This window comes from Paraburkholderia caledonica NBRC 102488 (genome assembly GCF_000685095.1).
GTDB lineage: Bacteria > Pseudomonadota > Gammaproteobacteria > Burkholderiales > Burkholderiaceae > Paraburkholderia > Paraburkholderia caledonica.
The window spans coordinates 391,157-412,114 of sequence record NZ_BAYE01000006.1 but is presented as its reverse complement, the minus strand read 5'-3'; the positions used below and the strand labels follow the sequence as shown (position 1 = coordinate 412,114).

The following is a 20,958-nucleotide window of genomic DNA, read 5'->3' as shown; positions in this document are numbered from 1 at the left end:
GTGGATATATCGGGTGACGCAGCGTCGATTTGCCGACGGTCAATCGCTCAGGCGCGACGCAAACCCTCGTAAAACGCCTGCTCGAACTGTCCGTATAGGTTCACGACGCGCGCATCGTAGAAGGGCAGCATCTGTGTAAAGAGCGATCCGGCGACCCGCTTGACCGGATCCACCCAGAAGTAGGTGTTCAACAACCCGGCCCAGCTCACGCTGCCAGCGCTTCGCCCGTGGGGTCCTTGCTCTGTATTGATGTCGAACGACAGCCCCCACTTGTGCGCGGTGCCCGGAAACTGATCGAAGCTGTTCGACCACGACGGCTGCGCCGTCCTCATTTCCGCGACCTGCAGATCGCCAATGTGATTGCGGAACATCGTCGCGACGGTGTCGGCGCGTAGCACGCGTTCGCCGCGATACGTGCCGCCGTTCAACAGCATCTGCAGGAACGCCATGTAGTCGCGCGGCGTGCTGAACAGTCCGCCTCCGCCCATGAAAAATTCGGGGCGCTGGTTGGTTTCGAACGGCTCAGGCGCGAGTGAGCCGTCCGCCTGACGCCTGTGCATGGTCGCGACGCGCTGCTTCTGCTTGCTACCGATGAGAAAGCCCGTGTTGCGCATGCCCAGCGGATCGAAGATGTGCTCGCGGAAGTAGACTTCCAGCGACTGATCGGTCACGGCCTCGATCAGTTTGCCGACCCAGTCCATGCTGATGCCGTACTCCCAGCGCTCGCCCGGCTCGAACTCGAGCGGCGCCGCGAATGCACCGTTCATCGAATAGCCGATGTCCGGCATGCCCGTCACCGTCTCGTACCGGCTGAGCTTGTCGCTCCAGATGCTGTACGTAAATCCGGAGGTATGCGTGAGGAGATGGCGCACCGTGATCGCATTGCGCGCAGGACGCAGCTTGGGGTGCCCGGAGACGTCGAATCCGTCGAGGATTTGAGGCGACTTCAATTGCGGCAGGATTTCGCCCGCAGGTTGATCCAGCCGCAGTCTGCCCTGCTCGATGAGCTGCATGCACGCGGTTGCGGTAATCGCCTTTGTCATCGACAGGAGCCAGAAGACTGTGTCGGGACTAATGGCCTCGCCAGTGCGGGCGTTCGCCCGGCCACATGCTCCCTCGTAAACCAGTCCGCGGTCGGTTGCGCCCATGGCGACAACAGCGGCAACCGTGCCGTCGTCCACCGCCCTCTGCAGGCATTGATCGATCGAACTGTAGGCCGGGTGATGCGCCAGCGCGGCGTCGCCACTCGCGCGCTGCGATACTGCCCGCGCGTCGCGGCTTGCGACGCCACCAAGTGTCGCAAGAGCCAGCAGGCTCGATGCACCCTTCAGAAGACGACGACGATCTGTTTGAACTGCCATTTTCCGTTTCTTCCCGAATGAATGAATGAATCGCGGCATTACAGTGCTTCAGTGATGGGCGAAAAACGCGCGCCGCGAGCGGTTCCCGTTGAGGCGTCCAGCGGATGTCTCGGTGAGACGTATTCTGGCCAAGCACCAAACGAAACAAAATGACATGGATGTCATCATATAAGTGACAAGGCGTCACCGATTTGGCATGATCAACGGATACGTCCACTGCTGCGCGGCGCAGCGTTCGCTTTCACGCGGTCGATCGCGCTCTGCCACACGTATTAACTCGAGCAACCATGAGATCCAGTAGCGAGAAGCTTTCCGGCAGCATTAGCGTGTTCGCCGCCGTAGTGGATGCGGGAACGTTTGTGGCCGCTTCGGAGGTGATAGGAATGACGCCGCCCGGCGTCAGTCGGGCGATTGCGCGGCTGGAAAAAAGATTGAACATCCGGCTCTTCAGCCGGACAACGCGCTCCGTCTCCCTGACTGAAGAGGGCCGTCGCTTTTACGAGCAGGTCATGCCCCATCTCGCCGGGTTGGAGGAAGCCGCGGCCGCTGCGGCAGGTGGCGCGTCCGCTGTGCGTGGAAAGCTGAGAATCAATCTGGATCCTGTCGTCTACCGGACCATTCTCGGGCAACAACTCGATGCGTTCATGGACGCACACCCCGAACTCGAAATCGAATTCATCGCGCGAGACAGTCTTGGCGACCTCGTCATGGACGGCTTCGACCTCGCCGTGCGATTCGGCGAACCCAAAGCGTCTACCCTGATCGCGAGAAAGCTGCTCGACACCCGCATCGTGACTGTCGCAGCGCCCTCGTATGTTGCCCGTTGGGGACGGCCGTCAAGACCCGAGGACTTAGAAGGTCGAGGCCACAGATGCCTTGAGTTTCGCAACCCGGAGACAGGCAAGCCGTTTCAGTGGGAATTTCATCGCAAGCGAAGACGCATTGTGGTCGACACTCAGGGACGACTCACGGTCAATGATCCGGGTGCCCTGCTCAACGCATGTCTCGCCGGTTCGGGAATTGCGCAGATGTTGCTGCTCGGTGCCGAGCCCCTGATTGCCGACGGCCGGTTGATCAATCTCTTTCCCGAATGGGTAGACGAACGGTATCCGTTATACGTCTACTACGCATCTCGGCACCACGTGCCGGCAAAGACCCGTGCTTTTCTTGACTTCGTGGTGGAACTGACAGGCAATCACGAGCGCGCCGGCGCGCGCTAGTGCTGTTTCGGCGAACTGGCGAGGCAATATCGAATGGCCGGTTACGTATGGGTTGCGGTCTGCCATGATCAGGTTACGAACGTCCAGTTCTGGCCGGGCAGCGACCGACGGCCGGCCGCTATCCGCCTCTGCTTGCATTCAAACCTCCGTCTGGAAAGCACGTCAGCATCGGCCGGCCCGATTTGACGGCTGGAATGGCGTCACGTGCAGCGTCGCCGGGAATAGCCTGACGTGTATGTGGAGGGCGCGCTCGCAACCAGGCAAACAGTTGTCGTTTCCTGGGCATTCACGGCTTATCCATCGGACGTCGCGGCGGTAAACTGTGAACCAAGGCTTCTTCAGGAGAACGTCATGCGTCTCGTCGACTGGAACATCCAGTGGGGACGCGGTGTAGACGGCCGCGTCGACCTCGCCCGCATTGTGCGCGAGGCAAAGGCGCTGTGCGATTTCGACATCCTGTGCCTTCAGGAAGTCACGCGCGGCTTTCATGAGGGACAGGCGCAGGGCGGATTGGCAGGCGGCCCCTCTGCCGATCAGTTCGCCGAACTCGCCGTGTTGCTGCCGGGCGCGACTGTGGTCGATGCGATCGGTTCCGATCTTCCGCCTGTCGGGGCAGCACGACAGCGGCGCCATTTCGGCAATGCAATCGTGAGCCGACTGCCTGTCAAGCAGGTGCTGCGTCATTCGCTCCCGTGGCCGGCCGACCCCGCCAAGCCGTCGATGCTGCGTGTCGCTCTCGAAGCAGTGATCGAAACCGATATTGGCCCGCTGCGCGTCTTCAGCACTCATCTTGAGTTCTACTCCGAAGCACAACGGCTGGCGCAAGTGACGAGGCTGCACGAATTGCATAAGGAAGCGTGCGACCATGCCCGCCGTCCCGCGCAAGCGGAAAAATTGGACAGTCCGTTCGCCGACACTGCACGTCCGATGACTGCCATCGTGTGCGGTGATTTCAACAGCGCTTTCGAAAGTTCTGCTTATTGCAGGATGCTGGAGCCGATTCCTGGCGCGCCCGCCTTCGCCGACGCATGGACCTGCGCGCACCCCGGCGCCCGGCGGGCTGCGACAGTCGGTCTATATGATCACGAGCAATGGTCCGACGGACCGTTCGCGTGCGATTTTGTTTTTGTCACCGAGGATTTGAAGCCGCGCATCGTGGATTGTGGCGTGGACCAGAATAGCCGCTCGTCCGATCATCAGCCGCTGTGGCTCGAATTGCGCTGATCCACGAACACGGATATGGGCAAGCCATGGCTACCGTCACTCAGGCAACAAGCGCCGAACCCCGCGGCAACCTCTTTGCAAGACGCGCGCCGGGCATCTCGTATGCAGCCAGATGACCGCTTTGTCAGAGGCGCGAAAGGGCCAGACGTGTTTGGCAGCCCACGCAGGCGCAAGCTGGAGCGCAAACACGCGCCAGCTTGCGGCGTTCAGCGTTCCTTGCACTGTGCACTGGCGTCGGGCGCCTCCGTACAGTGCGTAGAGGTGTTCCTCTTAGCACGCTGATCGTACACGTGATGAGGTGGCTTCGAATGCGTTGCCCGTTCGGATCTGCGGTGAGGTCTCCCCAGCGATACTGCGGCTGCTCATCCGGGAACTCGACCGGTAATCGGCCTGCCAGAGGGCGCGTCTGGATGCGCCTTCGCACAGCACAATTCCTCAGTGGTTGTCGTCACCGTCACGACCGTCGCGGTCAAGACCGTAGCGACGGTTGTCGCGGCAATCCCAGCGATGATGGCCCGATAGCCCGGCAATCTTGCGAATCCGAAAACCATCGGCGACATACAGGGCACCGTCACGCGCGAACGCGAGGCCCCGTGGCTGCATGATCATAGCCTGAATGGCGAGACCTCCGTCACCCGAGTAGCCCGCCGTGCCCGTGCCGGCGATAGTCTCAATGGTTCCCGTCTCCCGGTCTACCTGCCGCACGCGGGAATTGGCGCTATCGCTGATGGTTAGGGTTCCTGCGCAATCGGCCGCAATATGCGAGGGATAGTTAAGTAGCGCCTGTGTGGCAGGCTGTCCATCACCATTGTAGCCCGCCTGAAAAGCTACTCCTGTCGTCCCCGGATAGACGCCCGCGACTGTCGTAAATGTTTGACGCTGTCTATCCAGTTCGCGAACGGTGCTAAGACCAGCGTCGGCAAAGAACATGTCGTTGCGCCGGTTAAACGCCGTCGTGATGTAGTAGAGGAAGCCGGCTGCTGCCGCAGGGCCGCTGGCCGGACCTGCTCCATTTACGCCACCGCCCGCCACTGTCGCGATGATGCCGGTGCGTCGATCGACGCGGCGAATGCGCTGGTTGCCAGAATCGCTGATGACGAGGTTTCCGTCGCGATCGAAGGCGATGTCCGTCGCGTTGATCAACGCAGCACTTGCCGGTCCTCCGTCTCCTGAGAACCCACGTTGGCTTCCTCCGACAACCGTGTGAATCGTCAGCGTGTGATGATCGACGCGCAAGATGCGGCTGGTCGACCCATAATCGGCGATATACACATCGTCGTCTGGTCCGACCGCGACACCTTGTGGATAGCCGAGGTTTGTCGCTGTTGCTTTCAACCCATCGCCGTTATAGGCCGTTTGACCGGTGCCCGCGAAGGTGGTGATGATCCCCGTGGCGTGGTCGATACGCCGGATCACATGATTCACTGGTTCGGCGACAAACAGGTTGCCGTGGTGGTCGACAGAGAGACCCTCTGGAGCGATGAGCGCCGATGTAGCCTGCCCCCCGTCGCCAGCGTACCCTTGCACCCCAGTGCCTGCGATCGTGACTATTGTTTGAGATTGCGCCCATGCTGCATAAGGTACGGCGAGCAGCATGATCCAGGCAGACTGGATAAGCCTTGCACGAATGGAACATTTCATCGCTGACCTCCCTGAGGTGAACAGCTGAAACGATTTTCACGGAAGCATTTGCTTCATGGCGAGGTCCATGCGCTTGCCACCACTGAGAGTTGACCTGACACGCGTTGGTCATAGTGTCTGAAGAATAGACACCCGCGTCGCCGATGCATGCCGATACCTATGCTTTTTGCGCCTTCTGGGGCGAAGCATTATTCAGTTTCTATTGAAAAACAATCAAGCCCTAGACCAATTATCAAAAAAGCCCTGCTGAATAGAGAATGCCTTCGGTTCGCAGCGCTCCGTGACAGCGAGCAACTCAAAACCGATTCTCACCACACCTACGCATCCGGAGAATAATCATGTCCCGCGCTTTCCCGTGGCGACGAAGCGCAGGCCCGCGCCGCGCTTGCGGAGAACTTCACGGATCGCACATTGCCGCCGGGCCGTGCGCAAGGCATCGCCGGACCGCTCGCAGCATCCAAAGCGTTCCATGCGGCCGTGCCCGACATTAAGGCGTCGGTCGAGCAGATGATCGTGGCCGGCGATCGCGTCGTGACGCATCTGCATTTCACCGGTCACTTCACCGGCACCTTCAACGGCGCTCAGGGCAAAGGCCAAACAGTCGATTTCATCGCAACGGACATTTACCGCATTCGCGAAGGCAAGATCACGGACAACTGGCATCTCGAAGACAACCTGACATTCCTGCAGCAACTCGGCGTCGTCGCGAAGTAATCACCGTATGCAACCACGTCGCGCGCGCCCGAAGCAAACCGCGTGGCATTCACCAAACGTCAAGGTTGGCGGCCCAGTTGCTGCCCTGCGCGGCTTCGCTGCGCCTGCGCTTCCATGAGCAGGCGATACGACGCGTAGTACTTGTAGATGTTTCGCACGTACGTGGTTGTCTCGATGCCGATCTTCTCTGCCACCACGATCTCGACGTTGTTGAACCAGACGTCCGGGTTGAGGCCGCGGGCCGCGGCCTCCTTGCGCATCTTCGCGATGCTTCCAGGCCCCGCGTTATAGCTCGCGAAGGCGAACAGCGGGCGATCCACCGCGGAGAAGTGCGCGCCCTGGAAGTAACGTGTCATGAGTCGATCGAGATACTTGGCGCCAGCATGAATGTTCGACTCCGCTATCCGGATGTCCCCGACATTGAGTTCCTTACCCGTGGCCGGCATTAATTGCATGATGCCGACGGCTCCCACGCGGCTCTTGGCCTGCTGATCGAGCTGCGACTCCTGAAAACCCTGCGCCGCCAGCATGAGCGGATCGAAGTCGTATTGCTGGCCGTACTTCGCGAATAAGGCCACCGTCTGATTGAAGCGACTGAGTTCGGCACTCTCAGCATTGTTATGGATCTGCTTGATGCCTTGCATATACTGTTTGAGGCGAACCTCAGCGACGCTTTGCTTCGTGATGAAATTGTCGTAAAAATCGCTGATTACAGCCTTGAGCTTGGGGCTCTGTTTGCGAATAGCCCAACCCACATAGCCTCCATCACGCACTGACATGTTGTCGTGCACCTTCACATGCGGCAGCATCTGCGCCCACATCCGCGCTTTCCAGTCGTCCACCACCAGGATCTGAAGCAGACCGACGTTCAGCATCTCCATCGCATCCTCGTCCTCGAGCGCATCCGGCAGCAGCGCGAGCCGCATCGGGGGCTTACCGGCTTTCTGCAAGCGGCCGTTAAGTGCACTCAGACTTTCGTAGTAGCTACTGGAGCGGCGCACGTGAACGGTTTTTCCGCTTAGATCGTCGAGCTTCGACAATTCCGGCGACTTCGGCCCCGTCAGTACCAGCTCACGCGTTGGCTTGAGAGCGCGCGCCGTGACGAAGTCGGCCTGTTTCAAACGCTCGTCGGTGACGGTCAGGTTGCCAACGGCGATATCGCCCATGCCGCTGTTGAGGCTGGGCAGCAGCCGATCGCGCGTCGTCGGAATCATGAACACGGTGATCGGGCGCTTGCCGAGGCGATCGGCGTAGGTCTTGTTGACGTACCGTTCGAAATCGCGCACGAAATCTGCGCTCAATCCGCGTTCACGCCCCCGGTCATTGAAATACAGCGTACGACTAAAAGGTACGAGCACGCGGATCACGCGGCGTTCGAGCATTGCGTCGAAATCGCCGCGCCAGGGCTTGTTTGTCAGATCGATCCGGCGCGGCGGGCTCGCAGGCACCGGTTTGGAAGGCACGGACGGCGACGACGCAGCCGAAGCCGTGGATGCCGGTCCAGCTGCGGCGCAAACCGTACTCCACACACACAGCGCAAACAGGCCTGCCACCGTCCAGAAACGAGCAGAACGCATGATGTACACCGTTGCGGTTCCGGGCCCCTGCGTCAGCGTTAGCCCATGTTGACCGTCGTCCTGCGGGGCGGTCGATTCGAGCGGGAAGCCGTTTCAGCACTGCGCTCCGGCTCTTTTAAAGCATAGTTGCCTGCGAAAACGGTTCAAGGTTTATCGCGGCTTTAAAGCGGTGATTGCGGCGGTAGTTTCAAGCTGCTGGCAATACCCATGCTCTCTGCTGGCTTCGCGCTGGCCTTCATCGCTCGTGGTCGGTCTTCATCAGTTCTGCGTCGGCGTAGCCAGCTTCAAGGCGATCGGCATGACAGATTCCGTGATTGGAAGGGACGCCATACTTTGCGCGCGGCGCGAGTCCGAGGGCGATGCGTCCTGCGCGGACTCGTGCGTGCTGTCTCGCCGATGAACCGCAAGGCAAGCTCACTTCCCCGCCCTCACGCATAGCGCCATTCAAAACCCTTTTCGACGCGCCGCACGGTCCCCGCCGATGTCTCGGCAAAATGCGCGGCAAACACCGTCGCGCCCACGTCCGCTGCACGCGCGAGCAAACGCTCGCGCGAAGCGCGGGCCTGCTGCTGATCGAGACAGAACATTGAATTCCATTCGGGCCGATGCACTTGCACCGCGCTGTGCATCACGTCGCCGGAAAAGAGCGCTGTCTCGCCACGCGAACGAAGCTCGATGGCCATGTGACCGATGCTATGGCCGAAAGTCGGCAGGAAGCGGATGCCGTCGAGAATCTCCGCACCTGCATCCGGCACGGCACGCGCCTGACCGGACTCGATGACCGGAAGGACACTGTCGTCGAACACCATCCGCCGTGATGCGCCTTCCGGGGTAGCGAAGAAGTCGCATTCGCGCTCGCCGAACACGTAGGTCGCGTTCGGAAACACCGGCGCCCAGCGGCCGTCCTGCCAATGCGTATTCCAGCCGACGTGATCGACGTGCAGATGCGTGAGCAGCACGTAGTCGATATCCTCGCGCCTGAAGCCGGCGGATTCGAAGCGTTCAAACACGGGATTATCGAGCTTGTCGAAGAGCGCGCTGAACGGCCGAGATTTGCCATTGCCGATGCCCGTATCGACGACCATCGTCACACCGCCGACTTCCACGACCCACAGATGCGTTTTCAACGGCACTCGCGCGTTAGTGAGATCCAGACTTTCGGTGGCGAAGCGTTCCTCGAGCTCGCGACCATCTTCATCGCTCCACGCCGGGAACAACAGGTTCGGCGCGAGCGCGAAGCCGGTTTCATCGACCCGCGTGATGGTCGCGGCGCCGACGTGATGGACTTGTGAGGCGGGTTTCATGGCAATCCGTTCTCTTCGGTTCGAATGCAGGTTTCTGTATGTGTGTCAGTGCGCATTTCACTAAGCCGTCGCAGCGCGAACGCGCCGGGTCGCCACTGCATAGAGTAACGCGCTGACGAGCGCCGACACGCCACCGACCAGCGCCAGTGCACTTCCAAGACTCGTTCCCGTGTGCCCCAGCCGTTCGTTCAGATAGCCAACCGACAGCGGGCCCACGCCACCGCTGATCGCATTCGTCATGAAGACGAGTAGCGCCAGCGAACGGCCGCGCATGCGGTTCGGCACTGCGATTTGCAATGGCACGGGTGCAAGTCCCATTGCGATGCTGGCGGTAAAAGCGCTGACGCCATAGAGCACGATGGCAAGGCTGCTGCTCGCGACGAGCGGCATCGCGATGGCGGCGGGCACGAGCAAGGCAACGGCGCACGCGGAGAAGCCCAGCACTTTGCGCAAGGTGGTGTCGTCGGTGACGCGCGTCGCGAGCATTCCCGCGCATGCCACGCCGAGCATACCGCCGACCATGTACGCAGGTGCGGCCATCTGTCCGACGGCTTTCGGCGCGAGATGGAAGTGGCGCATCAGCAAGGTCGGGAACCATGCGGCGTGCGAGTAGAACAGCGTGATCAGCGCGACGTAAGCCGCAAAGTAAGGCAGGCAGAAGCGATTACGCACGAACAGTTCGGCGAGCACGTCGCGGAGCGACGGCATCTCGTTCTGCGCATGCGCGCCACGCATGCTGGTTTCGAGCCGCGCCGGTTCGCGAACCGTGAACGCGACAAGCGCGGCCAGCAGTATGCCGGGCAATCCCACGGCAACGAACACCGCTTGCCACGGCGCAAAGCCGTGCTCGCTGAGCCATGCACTGCCGTCGCCCGCAGCTGCCGCCGACAAGAGCATACCGCCGCCGAACAGCGCGGCGCCACCGCCTACGTATGGCCCGAGCATGAACACGCTACTCGCGCGCGCGACGCGGCGCGGCGCAAATATGTCGCTGAAGATCGACAGCGCCGCGGGACTCAAGGCGGCCTCGGCAACCGCCGTTCCGGCGCGGGCAAGCAGCAATTCCGTAAAGTTGGTCGCGAAGCCGCACGCCATTGTCGAAATCGCCCAGATCGCGATGCACGCGGCGATCAGTTTCACGCGGTTGCCGCGATCGACGAGCCTCGCGACGAACACCCCTGCCGTTGCGTAGCACATCGTGAATGAAAATCCTTGCAGCAGGCCGATCTGCGTATCGGTAAGCGCGAGCGACTGCTTGATCGGCTGTACGAGAATGCTGACGACCTGGCGGTCCAGATATGAAAACGCGAAACAGACGAAGAACAGCAGCACGACATACACGGGATGGCGCACGCTATCGAAAGATCCGGTACGTGCAACGACATCGGCGGGCTGGGTTGAAACAGGGTGAACGTTCATGCGCGGCTCCGGCGTTGGTGGACTTGGCTCAATCGGCGTTGGCTTGTGCAGCGAGCAGCGCGATGCAGTCGCCGGGTTCCACGCGTGCAAAGGTCCGCATGCAAATGACCATGCCGTCGCTGCGGAACGCGATATCGGCCGGCGCCTGCCACGGGCGGTGCGGATCGTACAGGCGCCCTGCGAGCTGACCCTCGCGCACCTGATCGCCGAGTCTGAACGCGGGTTCGAATACACCCGCAAGCGGCGCATACACGTACGCACGAGCGCCTTCTACGCGCAGAAAGCGCGTTTTGCCGGCCGGCGCCGGCTGCGTGTCGGAGAGCACACCGAGCCGAACCAACACGCGCTGCAAGCCGCTTTCGACGATCGCCAGGTTCGCCGCGTCGCAGCCCGCATGTCCGCCGAGCTCGCCGCACAGAAAGAGCTTGCCGTGCCGTTCGGCTGCGGCTGCGAACGTGCGGTCTTCGCCGAGCAGGTCCATGATCATCGTGTTCGGCGCGCCGAACTCGCGCACGAGGTCCATATACAACGCGTGCCATTCGCCTTCGGCAGGCGGCGACGCGAGCAGCGTGGGCGCATGCTCGAACGACGCGCCTCCGGCATGCAGGTCGATCACGACATCGGCGCGCGGCAGGAGTTCGCTTTCGACGTAGTGCGCGATCATTTCCGTCGGCTGGCCATTTCGTGCGCCGGGAAACAGGCGGTTCAGGTTGCCGCGGTCAATCGGCGACGTGCGCGTGCCGTTGATGAAGGCCGGAAAGTTCAAGCCGGGTATCACGATCAGGCGACCGCGTATGGACATCGACGGCATGCGCTGCATCAGCTTCATCAGCGCGACGGGTCCTTCGTATTCGTCGCCGTGATTGCCGCCCGTTAGAAGAACGGTCGGGCCCGTACCGGCCCCCGCGTTGAGCACGGCAAGCGGGATCGGCACGTGGCCGTATGCCGAGCGGTCATGCGAATACGGCAGACGCAGCGTGCCGGTCTGGAAGCCGGAGCGTTCGAAGTCGATATCGGTAGCGATGAGCGAAGCGGAAGTGGACATGGCGCGAACAGTAAAGAGCCTGGGGTGCCTTTACTATCGGTGACGAAAAAACGTCCGGCCAATGCCGTTTTCTGCGCTGGGCGATGCCTTGCAGGCATCGCTTGCCGGCCGCTATGTCAGCAGGTCCAAAAAACGTTTAAGCGTGCGATTCGCTTCGTGCGCCGCCTCGTGTGCGACGAAGCAGAATTCGAGCGGCAAGGAAATCTCCAGGTCGAGCAAGTCGACGAAACGCACGCGCGCGGGCGGCCGGTCGCGATTCGCGGCATTGACGATGGCCGCGCCCATCCCCGCCGAAACCAGCGAAAGAATCGCGGTTTCCGTCGACGCCTCCTGTCTGATATCGAGCGTGAGCCCGCGTTCGGCGCAGGCGGATAGCAGGCGATCGTAGTAAGCGGGATAGACGCGGCGCGGGAACGCGATGAACGGCCTGCCGGAGAGTTCATGTGCGCTGACCGCGCCCGCGCTGCCGTGCGGCCACGCTTGCGGCACGGCAAGCACCACGCTTTGATCGAGCACATGCAGGCTCGCAATGCCTTCCGGCAACGCGCCGAAGCGATAGCAGAAGCCGCCGTCGAGCCGTCCCGCGGCGAGCGCGTCGAGTTGCTCGGGCGTGTTCATCGGCGTGAGTTCGAGGGCGACGTTCGGTGCTGCCTGTTCGAAAGCGCTCAACGCGCTCGAAACGGGGCCGCTCCACACGGCGTTTTCAACGAAACCGATGCGCAGGTGACCTTGCACACCGGATGCGATGCGCCGCGCCAGCCGGTTCGCGGCATCGACACGCGCAAGGATCTCGCGTGCTTCCAGCAGATACGCATCGCCGGCGGGCGTCAGCTTAAGCCCGCGCGGCGTGCGCTCGAACAGCGCCGCGCCGATGGCGTCTTCGAGATCCTGTATCTGGCGGGAAATCGCCGGTTGCGTGACGTGCAGCTGCTCGGACGCCGCCCGCACGCTTCGCAACTCAGCAACAGCGATGAAATAGCGAAGATGCCGAAGTTCCATGCTCATTCCAGCAGTTCAGATTGTCAGCAATGATCGCAGAATTGCGCCGCAAGCACGCTACTCGGCCGGACACAGCCGGCACAGCGCCGATTTTTGTCGTTGGCCGGCCAAACGGCGCCGGGAAAGCGCGCTACGTAAGAGAAGCGCCGATTGATAACCAATGAACATCAATCGTTAAAAAGATTGCACTTATCGTTTGGTCGGGCAAGGGCCAATATTCGCGAATCCACAAAGAGCGGAACCACAGCATCTTTCGGGATGCCAGGAGACAACGATGCACCCCTCGCCCTCTACCCTTTCCTCGGGCCGTTCAAAGGCCGCGGCGGTTTTCCGCGTAACGGCCGGAAACTTTCTCGAGCAGTTCGACTTCTTCCTGTTTGGCTTCTATGCCACCCAGATCGCCAAGGTCTTCTTCCCGGCTGACAGCGAATTCGCCTCATTGATGATGACGTTCGCGGTCTTCGGCGCCGGTTTCCTGATGCGACCGCTGGGCGCAATCGTGCTGGGCGCGTACATCGACGACGTCGGTCGCCGCAAAGGTCTTATCGTCACGCTCTCCATCATGGCGAGCGGCACCATCCTGATCGCGTTCGTGCCGGGCTACGCAACGCTTGGCCTCGTGGCGCCCGCGCTCGTCTTGATCGGAAGACTGCTGCAGGGTTTCTCGGCGGGCGCGGAACTGGGCGGCGTCTCGGTGTATCTCGCCGAGATGGCCACGCCGGGCCGCAAGGGCTTCTTCACGAGCTGGCAGTCTGCGAGCCAGCAGGTCGCGATCGTCGTGGCCGCGGCCCTTGGCTTCGCGCTCAACCAGTCGATGAGCGCCGCTACCATTGCGGCCTGGGGATGGCGCGTTCCGTTCTTCGTCGGCTGCATGATCGTGCCGTTCATCTTCATGCTGCGTCGTAACCTGCAGGAGACCGAGGAGTTCAAGGCGCGCCAGCATCGTCCGAGCATGAAGGAAGTGTTCCGCACGCTGGTCCAGAACTGGACCGTAGTGATTGCAGGCATGATGCTGGTGGCGATGACCACCGCGAGCTTCTATCTGATCACCGTCTACGCGCCGACTTTCGGCAAGACCGTTCTGCACTTGAGCACCGCCGACAGTCTGCTTGTGACGCTGTGTGTCGCCGTGTCGAATTTCGTGTGGCTGCCCATCGGCGGGGCTCTGTCCGACAAGCTCGGCCGCCGGCCGCTCCTCGTCGCGATGACGGTGCTCGCCATCGCAACTGCGTACCCGGCGCTGTCACTCCTCGCGCACGCGCCGAGCTTCCTCAACATGCTGCTCGCCCTTCTTTGGCTCTCGTTCATGTACGGCATCTATAACGGCGCGATGGTCGTCGCACTGACAGAAGTGATGCCGGCACAAGTACGCGTCGCGGGCTTCTCGCTCGCCTATAGCCTCGCGACGGCGGTATTCGGCGGCTTCACGCCGGCGATCTCCACGGCGCTCATCCACATGACAGGCGACAAGGCCGCACCCGGCTACTGGATGAGCTTTGCCGCTGCATGCGCGCTGATGGCGACGTTCGCGCTGTATCGCCGCCGCGCAACGACGCTGACTCCGGCGCACTGATCCGCTTCCGCGCTCCGCATCCAGATACACCCACATTCCGACAACACTACGATCATGAGAAACCTGATTCGAAAACTGTGCGTCGCAGCACTGGTTGCAACCTCGGCCGCCGCGGCGAACGTGCAAGCCGCCGATCTGCACGTCATGAGTTCCGGCGGCTTTACTGCGGCGTACAAAGTGCTCGGCCCGAAATTCTCGGCGGAGACGCGCAACACGCTCGACACCGCGCTCGGTCCGTCGATGGGCAAATCGCCTGAAGCGATTCCCAACCGGCTGGAGCGTGGCGAGCCGGCGGACGCCGTCATCATGGTCGGATATGCGCTTGACGATCTGATCCAGAAAGGCAAGGTCGTCCCCGGATCGCGGGTCGAGCTGGCCGATTCGCGCATCGGCATGGTCGTGCGCGAAGGTGCGACGAAGCCCGATATCAGTTCCGTAGACGGGCTCCGGCAGACCCTGCTGCATGCGAAGTCGATCGCCTACTCGGACAGCGCCAGCGGTGTCTATATCGAGCGGGAGTTGTTCAAGAAGCTTGGCATCGAGGATCAGGTCAAAGCGAAGGCGAAGATGATCCCGCGCATTCCAGTGGCCTCGGTCGTGGCGAACGGCGACTACGAAATTGGCTTCCAGCAGGTGAGTGAGTTGCTGCCTGTCAAGGGCGCGACCTTCGTCGGCAAGATTCCCGAATCGCTGCAGTCAGTCACGCGGTTCGCGGCCGGCATTCCGGTCAGTGCGCAGCACCCGAAAGAAGCAAAAGCTCTGCTCGACTATCTCGCGTCGCCCGGCGTCCAGCCAGAAGTGAAATCGACCGGACTCGATACCGTTTCCGCTCATTGACGCAAACCTGAAGGAAGGCTTGCTTGCTGCGGCCTTCCTGTCACATTCCCGGGGTTCGTCTCGCTGAGTCGTCCGCACCGTCCGCGTCGCCTGCAGCTGCCGCTTCCGCCCCGAGCATCTGAGCGAGACGCGCACGGTCGCACGCACCTTCCCACATGGAAACGAAGATCACAGCGCAAGCGTTGCTGATCACGCTCGTCAGGGCACGCGCCTCGGACATGAAGCGGTCGATGCCCACCAGTAGCGCCACACCAGCTACGGGCAGATCCGGGATCACCGTCAGCGTCGCGACCAGCGCGACGAGTCCGCTACCCGACACGCCGGCCGCCCCCTTTGACGTGAGCAGCATGACCGCGAGCATCATCGCGATCTGAAACGCGGAAAGCGGCACGTCGCATGCCTGCGCAATGAACATCGAAGCGAGTGTCAGATAGATCGCGGTGCCGTCGAGATTGAACGAATATCCGGCCGGCAGCACGAGCCCCACGACCCCCTTGTCGCAACCGAGCGCCTCGAGCTTGACGATCAGGCGCGGCAGTACCGGCTCCGTGGAAGATGTCGCGAGAACAATAAGCAACTCCTCCCGCATGTAGCGCAACAGCCGCCAAAGCGCGAAACCATGCAGCCGCGCGAGTGAAGCGAGCACCAGCGCAATGAACAGCAGGCATGCCACGTAGAAGCACACCATCAACATGCCGAGAGAGCCGACCGAGCGGATGCCGAAGCGGCCCACCGTGAACGCCATCGCACCGAATGCGCCGAGCGGGGCAAGTTGCATGATCATCGCGAGGATCCGGAACAGGACGTGCGCGACGCCGTCGATTAGCGCGAGCACCGGCCGGCCCGCCTTCGGGCAGGAGTTCAGCGAAAAGCCGAAGAGTAGCGAGAGCAGCAGTACCGGCAGTACGTCACCCTTCTCGAAGGCGCCGAGCATCGTCTCGGGGATGACGCTCAGCGCAAATGCGACCAGGCCGCCCGGCTGTGCGTGCTTCACATATTGCGCGAGGATGCTCGTGTCCAGACCGTGCGCGTCGATGTGCATACCCGCGCCCGGTCGCAGAACGATGGCGGTGACGAGCCCGAAGGCTAGCGCCACGACGGTGAGCAAGTAAAAGAGCGCCAGCGCCTTGAAGATCGTCCGCCCGATAGCCTTACCGCTTGCGAGCGACGTGATGCCGGAGACGATCGTACAGAAGACGATAGGCGCAATCATCATCCTTACGAGGCCGACGAACGCATCGCTGAAAGGCTTGAGCAGCGCGCCCGCTTGCGGCAGGAAATGACCGACTGCCACGCCGAGCACCATGCCCAGCAGCACCTGTACATAAAGCGAACGAAGCGGCCTTGCCGACCTCACGATGCGGTCTTCCGGGCTGGTCGTTCTTTCGCAGACGTGTTGACGTCAGAACCATCGCTGCCTTCGACGCCGCCCTGCCTCATCTCGACAATCGTTCTGTGAAACTCCTGCGCGGCCGGAGTAAGCGGACGCCCCCGGCGCCTCACGATTCCCACGCGCCGCTTCACCACCGGTTCAACGAGCGGCACACTCGTGAGGATCGGATGATCGCGGCCGGGCATGGCCATCGACGGCACGGCGGCGACACCGAGCCCCGCTTCGACGAGGCCGAGCATGGTCGTGACGTGACGGGTCTCGCAAACGCTCGGTGCGCGGGGCGCCACTGCCGAGAGTGCCTGATCGAGCAGCAGACGGTTCCCGGAAGTCTTGTCCACTGACACGTACTCATGCTCGTAAAGCTCGTTCCAGGTGACGCGCTTCTTGCGCGCGAGCGGATGATCGCGACGGCAAGCTGCAACGAAGCGCTCCTGCAGCAGCACCTTGAACTCGACCTCGGACTCCTGGCTACCCATGAAACTCACGCCAAAATCGGCCTCACCGCTGATCACTGCGCCAAGCACCTCATTCGCGCTCGAATCCAGCAGTTTTACCCTGATGCGCGGAAAGCGGCGATGGTAGCTTGCGACGACATTGGGCAGAAAGTAGTACGCCACCGACGGCACGCAGGCGATGGTCACATGACCCAGCCGGCTAGAAGAGACATCGCGGATGCCGAGCAACGCGACGTCGAGATCGTCGAGCAGTTGCTCGGCGCTTGGAGCGAACACGCGGCCGACGGTCGTGAGCGTGACGCTGCGCGTGGTGCGCTCGAAGAGGCGCACGCCGAGCGCTTCCTCCAGTTTTTCAATGCGACGGCTCAGAGCCGGCTGGGAGATGCTGACAGCCTCGGCGGCCTTGCGGAAGCTCCCCAGTTCCACCACCGCGCGAAACGCCTGCAAGTCGTTCAAATCGAAATTGACGCCCACGAGTCACTCTCCACATCCTAGATGTGCTCATTTTGCATGACGCGGCTGCATTTTTTGGCATAGCCACCAGTCTTTTCCCTGCTGCCGGTAATGCCTTCAAGCATATCGTTTAATTCCGATATATACTTCGTTCTGTAGCGATGCAAACCTGTGGGCGGCAATTAGCCCACGCCTGACCATTAAAGCAGCTCTGGTAGTTGACGAATGAAACGAACTCCCATCGCGCCTGACATGGACGCGATCCACAAGGCGCTCGCCAATCCGGTGCGTCGCGAGATTCTTGGCTGGCTGCGCGAGCCGCATGCGCACTTCGCCGATCAGGAACTTCCGCTCGACCATGGCGTATGTGCCGGCAAAATCGACGCGCGCTGCGGACTCTCGCAGTCCACCGTGTCGGCCCACCTCGCAGCGTTGCAGCGTGCGGGGCTCGTCACGTCGAAACGCGTGGGGCAATGGGTGTTCTTCAAACGCAACGAGCCCGTGATTCAGGCTTTTCTCGAGCATATGAATTCGAAGCTCTGACCGGTGTTGCATCGCCGCTTCTTTTCACTCTTTCGTTCAATGCAACTATTTCCCGGCTCAAGGCGTCCTCGCCTCAGCCAAAGGTGAACATTTATGCCGACTCTTTTCGATCCGCTGCAAATTGGCGACCTGACGTTGTCCAACCGCATCATCATGGCGCCGCTCACGCGTCAGCGCGCCGAGGAAATCCGCGTGCCGAACGCGCTGATGGCGAAGTACTACGCTGAACGCGCCACGGCGGGCCTCATCATCAGCGAAGCCACCTCGGTCACGCCGCAGGGCGTCGGTTACGCCGAGACGCCGGGCATCTGGTCGCAGGAACAGGTGGAAGGCTGGAAGCTCGTCACCAACGCAGTGCATGCAGCCGGCGGGAAGATCTTCCTGCAACTATGGCATGTCGGCCGCATTTCCGATCCGCTGTTCCTCAATGGCGAATTGCCGGTCGCGCCGAGCGCGCTCGCCGCGAAAGGCCACGTGAGCCTCGTGCGTCCGGAGCGCCCGTATGTCACGCCGCGCGCGCTCGAACTCGACGAAATCGCGGGCGTTGTGCAGGCATTCCGCAAAGGTGCCGAAAACGCGAAAGCAGCAGGCTTCGACGGCGTTGAAGTGCACGGCGCAAACGGCTATCTGATCGACCAGTTCCTTCAGGACAGCACCAACAAGCGCACTGACGAGTACGGCGGCCCGATTGAAAATCGCGCGCGCTTGCTGCTCGAAATCACCGACGCATGTATCGACGTGTGGGGCGCGAATCGCGTCGGCGTGCATCTCGCGCCGCGCCGCGACTCGCACGACATGGGCGATTCGGATCCGGCTGAGACCTTCGGCTATGTGGCTCGCGAACTCGGCAAGCGCAAGATCGCGTTCATCGCCGCGCGCGAAGCGTTGGGTGAGGACCGTCTCGGCCCGCAGCTGAAGAAAGAGTTCGGCGGCCCGTACATCGCGAACGAGAAGTTCACGAAGGAAACTGCGCAGCAAGTACTCGACGCGGGCGAAGCGGACGCGGTGGCGTGGGGCCAGTTGTTCATCGCAAATCCGGACCTCGTGCGCCGTTTTGCGACCAATGCACCGTTGAACAAGCCGAACCCCTCCACGTACTACGCACGTGGCGAGACGGGTTACGTCGATTACCCCACGCTTGAAACGGTGGAGTAAGCGCAAACGCGCGATCGTGAAGCAGCCGTAATGCGGCTGTAAAAGCAGCGGCTGTAAAACGAAGCGAAAAGCGGCGGGCGTGGTCGGAGAGTGAATTTTCCGGCGGCGAACGCCGCTTTTTTCCGTCTTCGGGGTCGCTCGCCTCTGTAAGGCACACCGTTAGCCAAGATCGCGTCGCATGAATACGCGTTTCGACTCGTCGAGGCCTCTTGCGATATGTGCATCGCGCCGTGCGCGTAGAGCCACGTCGAGTTCGGCTTCGTCTATGTCGCGGAAACCGAGTCGCCGGTAATACGGTGCATTCCACGGCACTTCGCGATACGTCGACAGGACCAGTTGCATGATCTGCCGCGAGCGCGCGAGTTGCGCGACCTGTTCGATCAGCGCGGCGCCGATGCGTCGACCGGCATGCGACGTCAGTACATCGAGCTCCTGGATATAGATACGCGCGGGCTGCGGCTCGAACATCACGAATCCGACGCATGTTCCCTCGGCATTCACCGCCACGATCAGCTCCTGTGCCGCTATCTTCCGTTCCACGAAAGCGAGACTCATCGGCGGCGCATCCGCAATGCCCGGCATGCCGACGCTGACAAAGCGCAAGCTTGCCTCGAATTCGATCGTGCGAACCGTTTCGGCATCGCCGGGCGCGGCAAGACGGAAGGTCACATCGGCTAAATGTTGCATGGTGTTTTTCGATGGTTGATGTTCGGCCCGCTCACGGATGCGACACGCGATATTGACATCCACGCGGCCAAATACACAAGTATCCGCGCGGCCGCCGGACTACACTGCTGAACATCCGACAACCTGGGGCCAGCATGCAACTCATGCAAATGCTGCAGATCGCTCTGCACTTCGATCAGCACCTGAGCAGCCTGATCGTCCAATACGGTACCGCCGTGTACGCGATGCTGTTCATCATTGTGTTCGTCGAAATCGGCTTTCTGCCGTTATTTTTTCTGCCGGGCGACCCGCTCATTTTCATTTGCGGCGGTCTGTCAGCCACCGGCGCGTTGAACGTCTGGCTCGTGATCTCCGTGCTATTCGCGGCTACGGTGGCGGGAAGCATCGTCGACTATGCAATTGGGCGCGCGATCGGCGAAAAGGTTTATACGGCCGATTACCGGTGGCTCGACAAGAATGCGCTGCGCCGCGCGCATGCCTTCTACGAAGCTCGCGGCGGATTGACTTTTCTGTTATCGCCATTCATTGCCGTAGTGCGTACTTTCGCGCCGTTCGCGGCCGGCGTTTCGCGCATGACGTTTGCGCGATTCGTGTCGTTCGTGACCGCGGGCGCGGCATTGTGGATCGGCTCTCTCGTCGCGGCCGGCTACCTGTTCGGCAACGTGCCGCTCGTGCGCGATCACATGAGTTCCATCGTACTGTTGGGCGTCGCGCTCGGCGTCGGATCGTTGATCGCAAGCGCGTTGTGGCGACTCGTCAACAGCCGCTCGCGCATTCATTGAGTAAGTGCTTTCAGCTTACTTTCTGTGCGCGCCTCTTCGAGAATCGCGCGGCGCTGTCGGACCTGCGTTTGCTCCTCCGCATTCACCGCTAGATCCAGCCTTCGATATTCAGCCCGCTCGCGCGTTCAGCCTCTTCCCGCGATATAGCGCGCACGGTTTGCCCGAAACTCCAGATATGCCCCTCCGGATCCCGCGCCGCATAAACGCGGTCGCCGTAAAACTGATCCGCGGGTTCGCGGGTAATGACCGCGCCCGCCGCACGCGCGCGAGCGCAATGTTGGTCGATACCGTCGCGTAGTTGCACATGCACCGACTGAGTATTTCTCCCGCTCACAGTAACCGGGCTCACGGAGTCTGCCGACCATTCACGGCTGATCATCACGTAGCTGTCGCCGAAACGCATTTCGGAGTGTGCGAGTTGCCCGGCGTCGTCGGTAATCACGAGTTGCCGGGTGAAACCGAAGGCCCGTTCGAGCCATTCAAGAGCGGCCAGCGGATCTTTGTAATAGAGAGCGGCGCCGAGTGACGGTCGATGCAAAGATTCGCTCATGACATCCCCTTGCAGGTTCGGCAAAC

The 20,958-nt window shown here is 61.5% G+C and carries 18 protein-coding genes and 1 pseudogene; 8 read left to right on the top strand and 11 right to left on the bottom strand.

Annotated features, from left to right (window positions below; translation table 11 throughout):
- Positions 1-47: 47 nt before the first annotated feature.
- Positions 48-1,361, bottom strand: a complete 1,314-nt coding sequence (locus tag BCA01S_RS15755; protein WP_027777731.1) for a serine hydrolase domain-containing protein — start codon at positions 1,359-1,361, stop codon at positions 48-50.
- Positions 1,362-1,648: 287 nt separating this feature from the next.
- On the opposite strand from BCA01S_RS15755, the gene BCA01S_RS15750 reads away from it, so the two are divergent.
- Both BCA01S_RS15750 and BCA01S_RS15745 read left to right on the top strand, forming a co-directional pair.
- Positions 1,649-2,581, top strand: coding sequence for a LysR family transcriptional regulator (locus BCA01S_RS15750; protein WP_027777730.1), 933 nt, complete (start codon positions 1,649-1,651; stop codon positions 2,579-2,581).
- 351 nt (positions 2,582-2,932) lie between these two features.
- Positions 2,933-3,805, top strand: a complete 873-nt coding sequence (locus BCA01S_RS15745) for an endonuclease/exonuclease/phosphatase family protein (protein ID WP_027777729.1) — start codon at positions 2,933-2,935, stop codon at positions 3,803-3,805.
- 435 nt (positions 3,806-4,240) lie between these two features.
- Here BCA01S_RS15745 and BCA01S_RS15740 read toward each other — a convergent pair whose 3' ends face one another.
- Positions 4,241-5,446 (bottom strand): NHL domain-containing protein, encoded by a 1,206-nt coding sequence (locus BCA01S_RS15740; protein ID WP_027777728.1) that lies wholly within the window; start codon positions 5,444-5,446, stop codon positions 4,241-4,243.
- Positions 5,447-5,803: 357 nt separating this feature from the next.
- Here BCA01S_RS15740 and BCA01S_RS34905 point away from each other — a divergent pair.
- Positions 5,804-6,160, top strand: a pseudogene (locus tag BCA01S_RS34905) (ester cyclase); the annotation flags it as partial.
- A gap of 59 nt (positions 6,161-6,219) precedes the next feature.
- On the opposite strand, the gene BCA01S_RS15730 reads toward BCA01S_RS34905, so the two are convergent.
- The 5 genes from BCA01S_RS15730 to BCA01S_RS15710 all read right to left on the bottom strand — a co-directional run bounded on the left by BCA01S_RS15730 (position 6,220) and on the right by BCA01S_RS15710 (position 12,504).
- Positions 6,220-7,737 (bottom strand): MltF family protein, encoded by a 1,518-nt coding sequence (locus BCA01S_RS15730; protein ID WP_027777727.1) that lies wholly within the window; start codon positions 7,735-7,737, stop codon positions 6,220-6,222.
- 428 nt (positions 7,738-8,165) lie between these two features.
- Positions 8,166-9,041 (bottom strand): MBL fold metallo-hydrolase, encoded by an 876-nt coding sequence (locus tag BCA01S_RS15725; RefSeq protein WP_027777726.1) that lies wholly within the window; start codon positions 9,039-9,041, stop codon positions 8,166-8,168.
- Between the two features lie 60 nt (positions 9,042-9,101).
- Positions 9,102-10,460, bottom strand: coding sequence for an MFS transporter (locus BCA01S_RS15720; protein ID WP_027777725.1), 1,359 nt, complete (start codon positions 10,458-10,460; stop codon positions 9,102-9,104).
- Positions 10,461-10,488: 28 nt separating this feature from the next.
- Positions 10,489-11,505: a succinylglutamate desuccinylase/aspartoacylase family protein gene (locus BCA01S_RS15715; RefSeq protein ID WP_027777724.1), complete on the bottom strand. Its 1,017-nt coding sequence runs from the start codon at positions 11,503-11,505 to the stop codon at positions 10,489-10,491.
- Positions 11,506-11,616: 111 nt separating this feature from the next.
- Positions 11,617-12,504: a LysR family transcriptional regulator gene (locus BCA01S_RS15710; RefSeq protein WP_027777723.1), complete on the bottom strand. Its 888-nt coding sequence runs from the start codon at positions 12,502-12,504 to the stop codon at positions 11,617-11,619.
- 274 nt (positions 12,505-12,778) lie between these two features.
- On the opposite strand from BCA01S_RS15710, the gene BCA01S_RS15705 reads away from it, so the two are divergent.
- Entirely contained in the window at positions 12,779-14,077 is a 1,299-nt protein-coding gene (locus BCA01S_RS15705; RefSeq protein WP_027777722.1) for an MFS transporter, read from the top strand.
- 54 nt (positions 14,078-14,131) lie between these two features.
- Positions 14,132-14,914: a substrate-binding domain-containing protein gene (locus BCA01S_RS15700; RefSeq protein ID WP_027777721.1), complete on the top strand. Its 783-nt coding sequence runs from the start codon at positions 14,132-14,134 to the stop codon at positions 14,912-14,914.
- A 40-nt stretch (positions 14,915-14,954) separates the two neighbouring features.
- On the opposite strand, the gene dctA is transcribed toward BCA01S_RS15700, so the two are convergent.
- Both dctA and BCA01S_RS15690 read right to left on the bottom strand, forming a co-directional pair.
- Positions 14,955-16,271, bottom strand: a complete 1,317-nt coding sequence (gene dctA / locus BCA01S_RS15695; RefSeq protein ID WP_027777720.1) for a C4-dicarboxylate transporter DctA — start codon at positions 16,269-16,271, stop codon at positions 14,955-14,957.
- A complete protein-coding gene (locus BCA01S_RS15690) occupies positions 16,268-17,236 on the bottom strand; it encodes a LysR family transcriptional regulator (protein WP_027777719.1) in 969 nt (322 codons plus the stop codon). Before BCA01S_RS15690 ends, dctA begins: the two co-directional genes overlap by 4 nt.
- Positions 17,237-17,440: 204 nt before the next feature.
- Here BCA01S_RS15690 and BCA01S_RS15685 point away from each other — a divergent pair, with 204 nt between their 5' ends.
- A complete protein-coding gene (locus tag BCA01S_RS15685) occupies positions 17,441-17,758 on the top strand; it encodes an ArsR/SmtB family transcription factor (RefSeq protein WP_027777718.1) in 318 nt (105 codons plus the stop codon).
- A 93-nt stretch (positions 17,759-17,851) separates the two neighbouring features.
- Complete coding sequence (locus BCA01S_RS15680; RefSeq protein ID WP_027777717.1) at positions 17,852-18,913, top strand: alkene reductase; 1,062 nt, start codon at positions 17,852-17,854, stop codon at positions 18,911-18,913.
- A 159-nt stretch (positions 18,914-19,072) separates the two neighbouring features.
- On the opposite strand, the gene BCA01S_RS15675 is transcribed toward BCA01S_RS15680, so the two are convergent.
- A complete protein-coding gene (locus tag BCA01S_RS15675) occupies positions 19,073-19,600 on the bottom strand; it encodes a GNAT family N-acetyltransferase (protein ID WP_027777716.1) in 528 nt (175 codons plus the stop codon).
- 134 nt (positions 19,601-19,734) lie between these two features.
- Here BCA01S_RS15675 and BCA01S_RS15670 point away from each other — a divergent pair, with 134 nt between their 5' ends.
- The gene (locus tag BCA01S_RS15670) at positions 19,735-20,382 is read left to right on the top strand and encodes a VTT domain-containing protein (RefSeq protein WP_027777715.1); all 648 of its coding nucleotides are present in this window, start codon (positions 19,735-19,737) and stop codon (positions 20,380-20,382) included.
- Positions 20,383-20,470: 88 nt separating this feature from the next.
- On the opposite strand, the gene BCA01S_RS15665 is transcribed toward BCA01S_RS15670, so the two are convergent.
- Positions 20,471-20,932 (bottom strand): VOC family protein, encoded by a 462-nt coding sequence (locus BCA01S_RS15665; RefSeq protein WP_027777714.1) that lies wholly within the window; start codon positions 20,930-20,932, stop codon positions 20,471-20,473.
- Positions 20,933-20,958: the final 26 nt, after the last annotated feature.

Coding starts and splice junctions, on each gene's coding strand:
- BCA01S_RS15755 (WP_027777731.1), bottom strand. CDS start 1,361: ATGGCAGTTCAAACAGATCGTCGTCGTCTTCTGAAGGGTGCATCGAGC.
- BCA01S_RS15750 (WP_027777730.1), top strand. CDS start 1,649: ATGAGATCCAGTAGCGAGAAGCTTTCCGGCAGCATTAGCGTGTTCGCC.
- BCA01S_RS15745 (WP_027777729.1), top strand. CDS start 2,933: ATGCGTCTCGTCGACTGGAACATCCAGTGGGGACGCGGTGTAGACGGC.
- BCA01S_RS15740 (WP_027777728.1), bottom strand. CDS start 5,446: ATGAAATGTTCCATTCGTGCAAGGCTTATCCAGTCTGCCTGGATCATG.
- BCA01S_RS15730 (WP_027777727.1), bottom strand. CDS start 7,737: ATGCGTTCTGCTCGTTTCTGGACGGTGGCAGGCCTGTTTGCGCTGTGT.
- BCA01S_RS15725 (WP_027777726.1), bottom strand. CDS start 9,041: ATGAAACCCGCCTCACAAGTCCATCACGTCGGCGCCGCGACCATCACG.
- BCA01S_RS15720 (WP_027777725.1), bottom strand. CDS start 10,460: ATGAACGTTCACCCTGTTTCAACCCAGCCCGCCGATGTCGTTGCACGT.
- BCA01S_RS15715 (WP_027777724.1), bottom strand. CDS start 11,505: ATGTCCACTTCCGCTTCGCTCATCGCTACCGATATCGACTTCGAACGC.
- BCA01S_RS15710 (WP_027777723.1), bottom strand. CDS start 12,504: ATGGAACTTCGGCATCTTCGCTATTTCATCGCTGTTGCTGAGTTGCGA.
- BCA01S_RS15705 (WP_027777722.1), top strand. CDS start 12,779: ATGCACCCCTCGCCCTCTACCCTTTCCTCGGGCCGTTCAAAGGCCGCG.
- BCA01S_RS15700 (WP_027777721.1), top strand. CDS start 14,132: ATGAGAAACCTGATTCGAAAACTGTGCGTCGCAGCACTGGTTGCAACC.
- BCA01S_RS15685 (WP_027777718.1), top strand. CDS start 17,441: ATGAAACGAACTCCCATCGCGCCTGACATGGACGCGATCCACAAGGCG.
- BCA01S_RS15680 (WP_027777717.1), top strand. CDS start 17,852: ATGCCGACTCTTTTCGATCCGCTGCAAATTGGCGACCTGACGTTGTCC.
- BCA01S_RS15675 (WP_027777716.1), bottom strand. CDS start 19,600: ATGCAACATTTAGCCGATGTGACCTTCCGTCTTGCCGCGCCCGGCGAT.
- BCA01S_RS15670 (WP_027777715.1), top strand. CDS start 19,735: ATGCAACTCATGCAAATGCTGCAGATCGCTCTGCACTTCGATCAGCAC.
- BCA01S_RS15665 (WP_027777714.1), bottom strand. CDS start 20,932: ATGAGCGAATCTTTGCATCGACCGTCACTCGGCGCCGCTCTCTATTAC.